Annotated in this window: 9 protein-coding genes and 1 pseudogene; 7 read left to right on the top strand and 3 right to left on the bottom strand. The window is 59.4% G+C overall.

Features of this window, described 5'->3' with window-relative positions:
* Position 1 precedes the first annotated feature (1 nt).
* From CFU_RS06670 to CFU_RS23720, 3 genes and pseudogenes are all read right to left on the bottom strand, one after another.
* Positions 2 to 1114, bottom strand: a complete 1113-nt coding sequence (locus tag CFU_RS06670) for a cell division protein ZipA C-terminal FtsZ-binding domain-containing protein (RefSeq protein ID WP_014005280.1) — start codon at positions 1112 to 1114, stop codon at positions 2 to 4.
* A gap of 359 nt (positions 1115 to 1473) precedes the next feature.
* A complete protein-coding gene (smc, locus tag CFU_RS06665) occupies positions 1474 to 5004 on the bottom strand; it encodes a chromosome segregation protein SMC (protein WP_041743079.1) in 3531 nt (1176 codons plus the stop codon).
* Positions 5005 to 5265: 261 nt separating this feature from the next.
* A pseudogene (locus tag CFU_RS23720) lies at positions 5266 to 5851 on the bottom strand (DUF1016 N-terminal domain-containing protein).
* Between the two features lie 322 nt (positions 5852 to 6173).
* Here CFU_RS23720 and dapC point away from each other — a divergent pair.
* The 7 genes from dapC to prmB all read left to right on the top strand — a co-directional run bounded on the left by dapC (position 6174) and on the right by prmB (position 13844).
* Positions 6174 to 7376 carry a succinyldiaminopimelate transaminase gene (gene dapC, locus CFU_RS06655; RefSeq protein WP_041741415.1) on the top strand — a complete coding sequence of 401 codons (1203 nt, stop codon included), beginning with the start codon at positions 6174 to 6176 and terminating at the stop codon, positions 7374 to 7376.
* 113 nt (positions 7377 to 7489) lie between these two features.
* A complete protein-coding gene (dapD, locus tag CFU_RS06650) occupies positions 7490 to 8317 on the top strand; it encodes a 2,3,4,5-tetrahydropyridine-2,6-dicarboxylate N-succinyltransferase (RefSeq protein ID WP_014005275.1) in 828 nt (275 codons plus the stop codon).
* A 96-nt stretch (positions 8318 to 8413) separates the two neighbouring features.
* Entirely contained in the window at positions 8414 to 9559 is a 1146-nt protein-coding gene (locus CFU_RS06645; RefSeq protein ID WP_041741414.1) for a PilT/PilU family type 4a pilus ATPase, read from the top strand.
* Between the two features lie 27 nt (positions 9560 to 9586).
* A complete protein-coding gene (locus CFU_RS06640; protein WP_014005273.1) occupies positions 9587 to 9940 on the top strand; it encodes an ArsC family reductase in 354 nt (117 codons plus the stop codon).
* Positions 9941 to 9997: 57 nt separating this feature from the next.
* The gene (gene dapE, locus CFU_RS06635; RefSeq protein ID WP_041741413.1) at positions 9998 to 11146 is read left to right on the top strand and encodes a succinyl-diaminopimelate desuccinylase; all 1149 of its coding nucleotides are present in this window, start codon (positions 9998 to 10000) and stop codon (positions 11144 to 11146) included.
* Between the two features lie 44 nt (positions 11147 to 11190).
* Positions 11191 to 12792: a methyltransferase regulatory domain-containing protein gene (locus CFU_RS06630; RefSeq protein WP_041741412.1), complete on the top strand. Its 1602-nt coding sequence runs from the start codon at positions 11191 to 11193 to the stop codon at positions 12790 to 12792.
* 167 nt (positions 12793 to 12959) lie between these two features.
* Positions 12960 to 13844, top strand: coding sequence for a 50S ribosomal protein L3 N(5)-glutamine methyltransferase (prmB, locus tag CFU_RS06625; RefSeq protein ID WP_014005270.1), 885 nt, complete (start codon positions 12960 to 12962; stop codon positions 13842 to 13844).
* Positions 13845 to 13956: the final 112 nt, after the last annotated feature.

Raw genomic sequence — 13956 nt, 5'->3', positions numbered from 1 at the left:
ATTAACTGAATAGACGCAAAGCCCGAATCGAGCCGGCTGGAATTTCAGCGGCATCCATTTCACGGTAAAAGGCATCGACCTGACCGGCGATCTCGGCCAGCTGCACATCGGCCAGAGGCTGGTTGCTATCGTCGACCAGCACACCGCCGAGGCGCGCCGCCAATGAACGTGCGCAAGCCACCATCGCGCCGTAACCGTCGCGGTCCGGCGCCACCCGCGGCACGTCGAGCAGCAAGGTCAGGCGGCTGGTGGTTTCAGCAACCGCACTGGCATTGGTGGACAAAGAAAACAGCAGGCCGCCCTCGCCATCCGACATCACCATGCGGCCTTCCGGCCGCGCATCGAAGCCCTGGCGGGTCAGCGCCGCCAGCAAGGTGCTGATGGCCCACGGCGCACCGTTGGACTGGATATTCACGCCCAGCTGGGCATCGTGTTCGATCACGAACTGATGCAAGGAGCGCGCGGTGTGCATCACTTCCGACATGTCCGGCAGATCCGGTTCGGCGCCCAGGTCGTCGGCGATCTGGCGCAAGCGGCTGACCAGTTCCGAATATTCGATTTCGTTGAGCGGATTGGTGCGGTTGGCGAGCTGCACTCCGGCCAGCAGTGTGCTGTAAATGCCGCCATGCGCCACCGGCTCCCATTCGCCGTTGGCGTCTTCGCCGATGAAATGGATAGGCTTGTTGCCGACGTGGCGCAAGCTTTGCAGCGCCGGCAAGGCCTTGTCGCCGCGCACCGGGGCTTCCAGCACCAGCGGGATGGCGCAATCGATCAGTTCGTCTACCGGCAGGTCCTTGCGCACCGCCTGCGCCGGCGCCGGATTGCCGAGCTGCGGTTCGATTGCCTGCTGTTCGGCGCTCTGCTCCAGGTCGTCGCGCGGCAGCGCATCGGCATCCGGCTCGGTTTCGAACAGCTTGGGTTCATGACGGGGCGGCGCTTCGCCGCTGTCTTTGCCCGCAGCTTTGCCGGGAGTCATCAAGACATCGTCATGCGATCCGGAAAACGCGCGCTCAACACTCTTCTTGGCTTTGTATTCCTGCCATTTGTTATAGGAAATGACGCCGACAAGAAACGCGCCTCCGATGATAAACAGGCTTGCTTGTAGATCTGTCATTCTGTTGATGCCTTAATAGCCTGCGCCGCCGTGCAAACGGTCAACGGGCTGTGAATTCGCGATTGAAATCGTGGACTGGTCATTGATTGAATCCGAGGAAAAAACACTTCTAAAATAGTTGTCAGTGACCGCGTATATGGTTATTTCTTATTTAAAACCCAAAGTACTCCCCAACAAAGCCATTTCTTTTTATAAAAACAATACAAGTATTACTGTATATACCGCCAACGTAAAAATATTGAGACAATTTCTTACAATATATTGCATTACGACCAGAAAATCAGCTTAGTGGGGCCTAAAAAAGTTGTCAAGCTGTCCAAGCATGGCATTTTGGCCAGTTGGAGCAGCCTGTTTTAACCTTATGCAGCGACGGCGTCGCTGGCGAAACTGCGCGCCGCTTCCATATCGACCGCGACGATCCGCGACACCCCCTGCTCCTGCATCGTCACCCCGATCAGCTGCTGCGCCATTTCCATTGCAATCTTGTTATGCGAAATGAACAGGAACTGGGTATTGGCCGACATCCGCTTCACCATATTGCAGAAACGCTCGGTATTGGCGTCGTCCAGTGGCGCATCCACTTCGTCCAGCAGGCAGAACGGCGCCGGGTTCAGCTGGAACATCGAAAACACCAGGGCGGTCGCGGTGAGCGCCTTTTCACCGCCGGACAACAGGTGGATCGTTGCATTCTTCTTGCCCGGCGGCTGCGCCATGACTTGCACGCCGGAGTCGAGGATTTCGTCGCCGGTCATGATCAGCTTGGCCTGGCCGCCGCCGAACAGGATCGGGAACAGCTCGGCAAAGTGGTGGTTGACCTTGTCGAAGGTATCTTGCAGCAGGTCGCGGGTTTCCTTGTCGATCTTATGGATCGCATCCTGCAGCGTATTGATTGCTTCGGTCAGGTCGGCGTTTTGCGCATCCAGGAAATTCTTGCGCTCCGACGCCTGCGCCAGCTCATCCAGCGCCGCCAGGTTGACCGCGCCCAGGCCTGCGATGGCATTGGTCAGGCGGGTAACCTCACCCTGCAGATACGATGGCCGCATTTCCGCGGTCAGCTTCTCGCTCAGGGCAGCTTCGTCGGCCTGCGCTTCGAGCAACTGCTGCACGTATTGTTCCTGGTTCAGGCGCGCGGCCTGCTCTTTCAGCTGCAATTCCATGATGCGGTCGCGCTGCGGCTGCAGGCTGCGCTCGGCTTGCAAGCGTGTTTCTTCATGCTGGCGCAAGTTCTGCGACACCTGGTCCAGCTCGTGGCGGGTATCGGCCAACGCACGCTCCTGTTCGCTGCGCTTGTCCAGCAAATCCTGCAGGCCGGCTTGCGCCGCCTGGTCGTCCAGGCTTTCCAGCTCCAGATGGCCCTGCTGCATGTTGGCGAACAGCTGCGCAGCCTGTTCCAGCGCGGTAGCGATGCTGCGCTTGAGTTCTTCGATCTTGTTGCGGTGGGATTTCTCTGAAAATTCCGCTTCTTGCGCAGCGCGTTCCATTTCGCGCAGGCGCTGGCGCGCTTCGTTGAGCTGCTGCTCCTTGCCCAGGAAATCGGTTTGTCCGTCTTCGTGCTTTTCCTGCAGCTCGGCCAGTTCCATGTCGAGCTGTTCGAACTTGGCTTCCGATTCCATCTTGACCTGCTGCTGCTCGCTTTCCTGCGCGGCGATTTCAGCCAGGTCGGCAGCAATCTGCGAGCTGCGCTGGTTGAAGCGTTCCTGCAGTTCGGACAATTTCATGACATCGATCTGCAAGCCATGCACCGCCTGGGTCAGGCCGGCATGGCGCAGGCGCATTTCCTGCAGGCGCTGGGTAGCCTGCGATAGCGCTGCTTCGGCGCGCACTGAGCGCGAACGCGCTTCGTCGGCCAGCATCTGCTGCGCGCGCAGCTGCTTGGTGATGTTTTCGATTTCCTGCTGGCGCGCCAGCATGCCGTCCTGTTCCGAATCGGAAGCATAGAAACGCACGCCGGTCTTGCTGATCACGTGGCCCTGGCGGGTGACGAAACTGGCGCCCAGCGGCAGTTTGCTGCGTTCGGCAAAAGCCGTCACGGTATCGTCGGCGGCGTAGAAATTGTGCAGCCAGTCCTGCATCAAGACCCGCAAACCCGGATCGTTCAGCTGCAACAGGCTCAGGAAAGGCTTGAGGCCGGCGGGCGTTTCGATATTGTCGATGGGCGCTATGCCGTTCGGCGAGAACAGGGCCAGCTTGGCCGGCGGCGCATCGTTGAAGAAGGCTTTGGCCCAATCCAGGTTCGACATTTCCAATGCCGACGTACGCTCGCGCAACACCGACTCCAACGCTGTTTCCCAGCCGCCGTCGATATGCAGTTTTTGCCACAGGCGCGGCAATCCTGCCAGCTCGTGCTTTTGCAGCCAAGGCTGCACCTTGCCTTCGGTCTGCACGCTTTCCTGCAATTGCTTGAGCGCCGTCAGGCGCGCTTCCAGCTGGGCGTTGTTGGCGCTTTCGGTATTGACCTGCTGTTGCGCATTGCGCCGCTCTTCTTCCAGGCGCGGCTGCTGTTCCTGCACTTCCTCCAGCTGCATGCCGACTTCTTCCAGCCCGGCCTGCTTCTCTTCCAGCTGCATGCGCAGGTTGGTCAGGTGGGCATTGTCCGGCAGGTTCAAGCCGTTTTTTTCCTGCGCCAGGCGTTCGCGCCGGCTGGCGAGGCCATTCAGGATATTCGAGGCATTGCGCTGATGGGTGGATTCGAGTTCGATCTGCTGCTGGATCTGCATGATCTTGCCGCGCGACTCGGTGCTTTTCAGCTGCGCCTCGCGCCAGCTCTGCTCCAGCGCCGGCAACTGGTCGTTGTGATGCTGCGACGCCACTTGCGACTGCTCGACCCGCGCCGCCAGTTCTTCCAGGTGCATCTCGGCCTCGACCAGGTCGTCCTGGAACTGGCTGCCCTGGCGCTGCCACTGGTCGCGCTGCGCGGTCAGGGAATTGAGCTGCGACTGCAGGCGGTTGCGCGACTCGATGACAAACTTGATCTGCGCTTCCAGGCTGCCGATTTCCGAATTGGTCTGGTACAAGTGGCCTTGCGCCTGGTGCATGCGGTCGCCGGCGGCGTAATGCGCCTGGCGCATGTGCTCCAGCTCGGTTTCCACATGGCGCAGCTTGGCGGTCTGTTCTTCCAGCTCGAGCTGCGCTTTTTCAATGTCGCGGAAATGCTTTTCCTGCTCGGTCTTGGCTTCGTTCTTGCGCAGCAGCCACAGCAGTTTCTGCTTTTCTTCCTGGTCGCCTTGCAGTTCATGGAATTTCTGGGCGACCGCGGCCTGCGACTGCAGCTTTTCCAGGTTGGCGTTGAGCTCGCGCAGGATGTCTTCGACCCGCACCAGGTTTTCACGGGTGTCGTTCAGGCGGTTCTCGGTTTCGCGGCGGCGTTCCTTGTACTTGGAAACGCCGGCGGCCTCTTCCAGGAAAATCCGCAATTCTTCCGGACGCGCCTCGATGATGCGCGAGATCATGCCCTGGCCGATGATGGCGTAAGCGCGCGGGCCGAGGCCGGTGCCCAGGAAGATGTCCTGGATATCGCGCCGGCGCACCGCCTGGTTGTTAATGTAGTAAGTGGAAGTGCCGTCGCGCGTCAGGGTGCGCTTGACGGCGATTTCGGCATACTGGCTCCACTGCCCGGCGGCTTTGCCGAGGCCGTTGTCGAACACCAGTTCGACCGACGAGCGGCCAGCCGGCTTGCGGTGCGAGGAGCCGTTGAAAATGACGTCCTGCATCGATTCGCCGCGCAGCTCGGAAGCCTTGGATTCTCCCAAGACCCAGCGCACCGCATCGATGATATTGGACTTGCCGCAACCGTTAGGTCCCACCACGCCGACCAGCTGGCCGGGGACCTGGAAATTGGTTGGATCGACGAAAGACTTGAATCCTGATAATTTAATGGAGGTTAGACGCACGTTATCGACTGTTCTTATCAAAGTCGGCAAAAAAGCAGCCGCCATGCTTCACACTATAAAAACGAGGAAAAACCTCGCAGGAGGTCGACATCATAACATTCCACCCTGCCATATATGCGATATGGATGGCGATCACAAGCGTGAAATATGATTGTTACCTTAGTGTTAATCAGGTGGAAGGAAGGTCATTTTTTGATGGGAAAACGAATTACACCGATGTGCCGCTGCGAGCATGGACGGCATTTCCGGGATTGATACCGGTCAGGCATGCTTCTCCAGGCTCTCCAGGTCTTTTTCCAGATAACGATCCTGCAGTCCGAGAAAATCCACCAGGTAGGGGTCTTTCAGTAAAAAGGCCGGCAACACCTGCCCCGTCTGCCGCGGCTGGGCTACTTCACGTGCAATGATTTTGTCAGGCTGTTTCGACAGCGTGCTGCGTTCAAACAGCATGGCATTCATGCGCTCCTGCAACTGGCGCGAGGACCAGTGCTCAAGCCGGCACAGCTCGATGTAAAAACTGCGCTTCAGCTCGTCGTCGATATAGATCAACGCCTTGATATGGGTCCAGCTCAAATCTCTCCGCAGTGCGGAGACAATGCCGCAACTGTTTTTCGCTCCAGCCACGCCCATAAGCTGCGGTAAGTTCAGCGGCCAGGTTGTGCAGGATCTGATGGCCGTATGCGGCCCGCTTGCCGCCCAGCACTTCAGCATGGATACGCCGCCCTACCTGCCAATACAACGAGCTCAGTTCAGCGTTGATGGTCTGCACCGCGCGCCGGCGGGCGGCGTCAATCAGCTGCCGGATATCGGCAATCAGTGCGGCATCGCTAAGTGCAGGGGAAATCATGGCAGGCCTGGCTGATAAGTGACGCACCTGGCTGCCGGCAGACTTAGACTGCCGGACAAGCGCACGGCGCTGATAAAGGTATGGCAAAGCGGCGAAAACCCAGTCTATCGAATTTTATTTATTGCATGGGAAACAACGCCGCAAAATAAGGCCAATGCTCATATTTCAAGTTGTCAGTGACGGCCGGGTTAAATTTGCCCTCTGCCCGGGCAGAAGTCAGCCATTTCTGACGATCAGAGCCGCACTTCTGTATATAATGCAAACAGCGTAATCATTGCGATTCCACCCATTTCACCTTTGTTATTCATCCGTTACTAAACACGTGAATCCATTACTAGACCGGCTGCAGCCGTATCCGTTTGAAAAACTGCGCGCCTTGTTCGCCGACGTCACGCCCAATCCTGCTTACAAGCCCATCAGCCTGGGAATAGGCGAACCCAAGCACCCGACGCCGAAGTTCATCCAGCAAGCCCTGGCCGACAACCTGAACGGCTTGGCGAGCTATCCCAGCACCGTAGGCGCCGAACCCTTGCGAGCGGCGATTGCCGGCTGGTTGGAGCGCCGCTACGGCCTGCCGCCGCTCGATCCGGCCAGCCAGATCCTGCCGGTCAACGGCTCGCGCGAGGCGCTGTTTGCGCTGGCGCAGACGGTGGTCGATCCGGCCCAGCAGGATGCGCTGGTGATGTGCCCCAATCCGTTTTACCAAATTTATGAAGGCGCGGCCTACCTGGCCGGCGCCCAGCCGTATTTCGTCAATTCCGACCCTGCCCGCAACTTCGCCCCGGACTACCGCAGCGTGCCGGACGATGTCTGGCCGCGCGTCAAGCTGCTGTACCTGTGCTCGCCCGGCAATCCGACCGGCGCCGTGCTGTCGCTGGAGGACTGGAAAGAACTGTTTGCGTTGTCGGACCGCCACGGTTTCGTGATCGCCGCCGACGAGTGCTATTCTGAGATTTATTTCAAGCCGGAAGCGCCGCTGGGCGGGCTGCAGGCGGCCCACATGCTGGGCCGTGAGGGTTATCCGCGCCTGATCGCCTTTTCCAGCCTGTCGAAGCGTTCCAACGTGCCGGGCATGCGCTCCGGCTTCGTCGCCGGCGACGCCGCCATACTGAAGAAATTCCTGCTGTATCGTACTTATCACGGCGGCGCCATGAGCCCGCCGGTGCAAGCGGCTTCGGTCGCCGCCTGGAACGACGAAACCCACGTCGTCGAAAACCGCGCCAAATACATGGCTAAATTTCAACAAGTCACCCCGGTGCTGCAAACCGTGCTGGACGTGGCGCTGCCCGACGCCGGCTTTTACCTGTGGGCCAAGGTGGATAAGTTGGCGGCAATCTCCGATACCGACTTCGCCAAGCGGCTGTATGCCGAATATAATGTAACGGTATTGCCCGGCAGCTATCTGGCGCGCGACGCCCATGGCAGCAATCCGGGCCGGCAACGCATCCGCATGGCGCTGGTAGCCGAAGTCGAGGAATGCCTGGAAGCGGCGCAACGCATTGCAGCGTTTTGCCACGGCCTCTAGCCTGCGACTTTGAGCGGCGGCAGCCTGATCCTACGTATTGCACCATGACGATGTGCTACCAAGCGTCTTCATGGTCAAATCCATGTTTTTAAACTTTCAATCAACGAATAATCATGACTCAATCCTTGCAAGCATTTATCGACCAGGCCTGGGAACAGCGCACCGAATTCTCGCCTAAGACAGCGCCGGCCGATGTCCGCGAAGCCGTGGCCAAGGTCATTGCCGAACTCAACCAGGGCACATTGCGCGTCGCCGAAAAAACCGACGGCAACTGGGTGGTCAACCAATGGATCAAGAAAGCCGTGCTGCTGTCGTTCCGCCTGGAAGACAACCTGCCTATGCCGGCCGGCGACAACATGCAGTTCTACGACAAGGTCCCGACCAAGTTCGCCAACTACACCGCGGAAGATTTCGCCAAGGGCGGTTTCCGCGTAGTGCCGCCGGCAGTCGCCCGCCATGGCAGCTTCATCGGCAAGAATGTGGTGCTGATGCCTTCCTACGTCAACATCGGCGCTTATGTCGACGAAGGCACCATGGTCGACACCTGGGCCACGGTCGGCTCCTGCGCCCAGATCGGCAAGAACGTCCACTTGTCGGGCGGCGTCGGCATCGGCGGCGTGCTGGAGCCGATGCAGGCCAACCCTACCATTATCGAAGACAACTGCTTCATCGGCGCCCGTTCGGAAATCGTCGAAGGCGTGATCGTGGAAGAAAACTCGGTGATTTCGATGGGCGTCTACATCGGCCAGTCGACCAAGATCTATGACCGCGCCACCGGTGAAGTGACTTACGGCCGCATCCCTTCGGGTTCGGTAGTGGTGTCAGGCAGCCTGCCCTCGGCCGACGGCAAATACAGCTTGTATTGCGCGGTTATCGTCAAGCGCGTCGATGCAAAAACGCGCGCCAAGACCGGCATCAACGAATTGCTGCGCGAAGCCTGATTCAACTGTGACCGGGCTTGACGTATGAAAATACGCAAGCCTGTTGCGATTTCATAATAATAATTTGCACTTTTCTTGCATTGAGGAGTTTTTTTGATGGCAATGGATCGCTTGTTTCATCTGATGCAGGAGAAGGAGGCGTCGGACATGTTCCTGGCGCCCGGTTCGCCGATTCATCTCAAGATCAAGGGCCAGATGGTCCCGGTCAACCAGCAGGCGATGGATGACAATACTATCCAGATGCTGTTGCAGGAAGTGCTGTCTGCCGAGCGCTTGCAGGAACTGGAGCGCAACAATGAGCTCAATCTCGGTTTGCCGGTGCCCGGCGTCGGCAGCTTCCGGCTGTCGGCATTCCGCCAGCGCGGCAGCATCTCGGCCGTGATCCGCTATATTCCGTATGAAATCCCGGCTTTCGAAGAACTGCGCCTGCCGCCTGCCCTGACCGAGCTGATAGGCCGCAAGCGCGGCCTGCTGCTGGTGGTCGGCGCCACCGGTTCCGGCAAGTCGACCACCATCGCCTCGATGCTGGACTATCGCAACAAGACCCAGGCAGGCCATATCCTGACCCTGGAAGATCCTATCGAATTCCTGTTCCACAATCATCGTTCCATCGTCAACCAGCGCGAAATCGGCAGCGACACCACCGATCTCGGCGGCGCCCTGAAGAATGCCTTGCGGCAGGCGCCGGACTGCATCCTGATCGGCGAGATCCGCGACAAGGAAACCATGTCGGCCGCCATGGCCTATGCCCAGTCGGGCCACCTGGTAGTATCGACGCTGCATGCCAACAATACCTACCGCGCGCTGAACCGCATCATCAGCTTTTATCCGCTGGAGAACCGGCCGGCGCTGCTGGAAGACCTGGCGTCGACCCTGGCTGCGATCGTCTCGCAGCGGCTGGTCACCACCGTTAGCGGCGAACGCACGCCGGCGGTGGAAATCATGCTCAACACCCGCCACGTTTCCGAACTGATCGAAGAAGACAACATCAGCCAGATCAAGGAAGCGATGGAGAAGAGCCTGGCGCCCGGTTCGCAAACCTTCGAACAAGCGCTGATGCAACTGATCGACGACGGCGTCATCACCCAGGACGAAGCGCTGGCGCATGCCGATTCGCCGAGCAACCTATACTGGCTGATCAACAACCACACGCCGAGCTCCAAGAAGAATTCAGTGCCGACGCTGCCGGAACCAGAACGCGTCGAAGGTGCGACCTTCACCGAATTCACGCTGGACCTGTAAACATCCGCATCACACCGCATTCAATCTATGGCAATTACACTTTATGGTATTCCCAATTGCGACACAGTCAAGAAAGCCCGCACCTGGCTTGAAGACCAAGAGATCGCATACACCTTCCACAATTTCAAGAAAGACGGCGTCAGCGCCGAGCTGATCACCACGTGGCTCAAGGACATTCCCTGGGATACGCTGGTCAACCGCAAGGGCACTACCTGGCGCGGCTTGCCGGAACAGCGCCGCAACGGCATCACCGACGGCATCAGCGCCACTCCCCTGATGCTGGAACTGCCGTCCGTCATCAAGCGGCCGGTGCTGTTCACCGGCAAGCAAGCCTATGTCGGCTTTTCGGATGCGCTGTACCAAGAGATATTCAGCCAATAATTCGGCCAATAAGCCTGCACAAAACGCCACACGATAGAAATGTCCAATACGACCACAATGAGCAACGATAGCAAAACCCTGGCGCTGGCCGAACAACTGATTGCCTTGTCGTCCGTGACGCCGCAAGACAAAGGCTGCCAGGCGCTCCTGATCGAACTGCTGGCGCCGCTCGGTTTTGCCTGCGAAACCATGCAGTCGGGCGACGTCACCAACCTGTGGGCACGCAAAGGCACGACACGGCCGCTGCTGGTGTTTGCCGGCCACACCGACGTGGTGCCGACCGGCCCGCGCGAACAATGGCAGTCCGATCCCTTCCTGCCCAGCCATCGCGACGGCAAGCTGTACGGCCGCGGCGCGGCAGACATGAAGACCTCGATTGCAGCGATGGTGGTGGCGGTGGAAGAATTCACGCTGGCCCGCCCGGACCATGCCGGCTCCATCGCTTTCCTGATCACCAGCGATGAAGAAGGCCCGGCTACCGACGGCACCGTGGTGGTCTGCGAAAAACTCAAGGCGCGCGGCGAGCAGCTTGATTACTGCATCGTCGGCGAACCGACCTCCAGTTCGACGCTGGGCGACATGATCAAGAACGGCCGCCGCGGCACCATGTCCGGCAAGCTCACGGTGAAAGGCATACAGGGCCATATCGCCTATCCGCAACTGGCGAAAAACCCTATCCACCTAGCGGCGCCGGCGCTGGCGGAACTGGCTGCCGAAAAATGGGATAAGGCCAATGAATATTACCTGCCGACTTCCTGGCAGATGTCGAACATCCACGGCGGCACCGGCGCTTCCAATGTAATTCCCGGCGAAGTCGTCATCGATTTCAACTTCCGCTTTTCCACCGCCAGCAGCGTCGAAGGTTTGCAGCAGCGCGTGCACGCCATCCTCGATAAACATGGCCTGGAATACACCCTGGCCTGGACCGTAGGCGGCCGGCCGTTCCTGACGCCGCGCGGCACGCTGAGCGATGCCATCGCCGCCGCCATCAAGGTCGAAACCGGCATCAACACCGAGCTGTCCACTACCGGCGGCACTTCGGACGGACGTTTCATTGCGCAGATCTGTCCGCAAGTAATCGAATTCGGGCCGCCCAACGCCAGCATCCACAAGATCGACGAACATGTTGAAGTGCAGTTTATCGATCCCCTGAAAAACATCTACCGCCGCACGCTGGAAAACCTGCTGCCGCCTGCTTCGACTTAAGGGCTGCCGCTCACCCATCAGCATTGATTCACAGAAAGGTGGCTATGGCCGATACCAAAAAAGACATCGTCGAACAAGCATACGATGCGACGCCATACACCTCTCATCCTTTCAAGGCCACCGCGCCGGAACACCTGGCGGCGGTAGCAACCCTGTTCAACCTGAAACCGCCCGGCACCGGCAATGCGCGCGTGCTGGAGCTGGGTTGCGCCTCCGGCGGCAACCTGATTCCGCATGCCCAGCAAAATCCCGGCGGGCGCTATGTCGGGGTCGACCTGTCCCAAGTACAGATCAAGGCCGGGCAACGCCGCATCGCCGCCCTTGGACTGCCGAACATCGACCTGCATCACATGAGCATCACCGACATCGGCCCGGCGTTCGGCCAGTTCGACTACATCATTTGCCACGGCGTCTACAGCTGGGTGCCGCCGCAGGTGCAAGACGCCATCTTGCGCGTCTGCGCTGCAAACCTGGTGGCCGACGGCGTCGCCATCATCAGCTACAACACCTACCCGGGCTGGAAGTTCAAGGAAGTGGTGCGCGAAGCCATGCTGTTTCGCGGCAACAAATATGAAAATCCCGCCGACAAGCTTGCGCATGCACGCGGCATGTTCAATTTCATGCATGAAATGTCCGGCAAAGGCAGCGTGCTCAACCAGGTGCTGGAACAACATGCCACTGTGCTCAACGGCCAGTTCGACGATTATTACCTGCTGCACGAATACCTGGAGCCGTACAACTCGCCCTGCTACCTGAGCGAATTCATGGCGCGTGCGCGCGAACACAAGCTCGGTTACCTGGCGGATGCCGAAACGCAATCCATGTTTGTCGGCAACCTGGGCAGCAACATTTCCGAACCGCTGCTGCGCGAATGCGGCAACGACCAGGTAGTGCTGGAACAATATATGGATTTCCTGCGCAACCGCCAGTTCCGCCACACCCTACTGGTGCATGCCGAGCAGCAAGGCCAGATCAGGTACCAGCTGGATCCGGCCCGGCTGGTCCAGCTGCATTACGCCTGCGTCGTCGATAGCGGCGCCGCCGCAATCACCCATGACGACGCCGGGCAGTCGATCAAGCTCGGCGAGCAGCAGCTGCAGATCACCGGAACGGTCAACAAAGTCGCCCTGCAAGTGCTGGGCGAACGTTTCCCTGCCACCATGCGCGTGGCAGAGATCGTCGCCGCCGTCCGCCAGCGCCTGGGACGCGAACAGGATGACGGTAGCGCCGCAGTCGATACGGACACGGTGGTCAAACTGATGGAGATACTGATCATCCGCGGCGCCGTCGATTACCGGGTGCAAGCGCTGGATGCCGCGTACAGCGTGGCGGAAAAGCCGCTTGCCCTGGCCGCGGCCCGCGCCGACATCGCGCTGGACCCGGAATTCATGCCGACCAGCCTGTGGCACCAGCGGATTCCCCTGAATATCATCCAGAAACTGCTGCTGCCCAAACTTGACGGCAGCCATACCCAGGCCCAGCTGGTCGACTTCATCCTGCAGCAAGAACAGCAGAAAATGCTCGAATTCAAGGATAAGGACGGCCAGCGCATAGCCGATCCGCAGGCATTGCGCACCGAAGCCGGCGAGCATGTCCGGAATGCCCTGCACGCACTCAGATATAATGCTGTCTTGATCGAATCCTGACAACATAGCGCCGAAATAACGGCAATACCGCGCCAATACCGGGCTTATTCAGCCGGCTGCGCCCTTTCGGCCGGGCATTTCCGTTAGAATCCGCCTGACATTTGCAAAGCGCTATCTACGCCAGTCCAAGCCGCTGCATTACCAGCCTTACTTTTATTATCCGTGCCATGACACCACAATCCTTTACCACCATCCGCGACCTGCTGCGCTATGCCGTGACCCGCTTCAACACCGCCGGCCTGTTCTTCGGCCACGGCAGCAGCAACGCGCTGGACGAGGCGGCTTACCTGATCTTGCATACGCTGAAGCTGCCGCTGGATAAAATCGAGCCGTTTTTCGATGCGCACCTGCTGCGCCATGAAGTCGACGCCGTGCTGCAAGTCATCGAAAAGCGCAGCGTCGACCGCATTCCCGCCGCCTACATCACCAACGAAGCCTGGCTGGGCGATTACCGCTTCTACGTCGACCAGCGCGTGATCGTGCCGCGCTCCTTCATCGCCGAACTGATTCCGGACCATTTCTCGCCTTGGCTGCAAGACCCGGAGGCGGTCAGCAACATCCTGGAACTGTGCACCGGCTCCGGCTGCCTGCCTATCATGCTGGCGGACGCTTTCCCGCAGGCGCACGTCGATACCGCGGATATCTCGGCCGATGCGCTGGCCGTGGCGCGCCGCAACGTCGACGACTATGAACTGCAGGACCGCATCACGCTGATCGAATCCGACCTGTACAGCAAGGTGCCGGCCAAGAAATACGACCTGATCGTCACCAACCCGCCGTATGTCAATTCGGGTTCGATGGGCAAGCTGCCGCCGGAATACCTGCGCGAACCGCAAATCGCCCTCGCCGGCGGCGACGACGGCATGGACCTGGTGCGCAAGATTGTCGCCGGCGCCAAGCAGCGCCTGACCCCGGACGGCGTGCTGGTGGTCGAAATCGGCAACGAGCGCGCTTTCGCCGAAGCGGCATTCCCCGACCTGGAAATGACCTGGGTCTCGACCAGCGCCGGCGACGACATGGTGTTCCTGCTGACGGCAGACCAGTTGCCCTAGCCCGCGCGAGCCCGGAGCCCACAGTAAATAAGCAGCAAGCAAGATCATCGCAACCTGCATGTCGTTTCAGAGACATGCATGGCCATTCATTGAGCACGATATTTAGCAGATA

Source organism: Collimonas fungivorans Ter331 (assembly GCF_000221045.1).
In the GTDB taxonomy this organism is placed as follows: domain Bacteria; phylum Pseudomonadota; class Gammaproteobacteria; order Burkholderiales; family Burkholderiaceae_D; genus Collimonas; species Collimonas fungivorans_A.
This window is presented reverse-complemented; position numbering and strand designations above follow the sequence as displayed.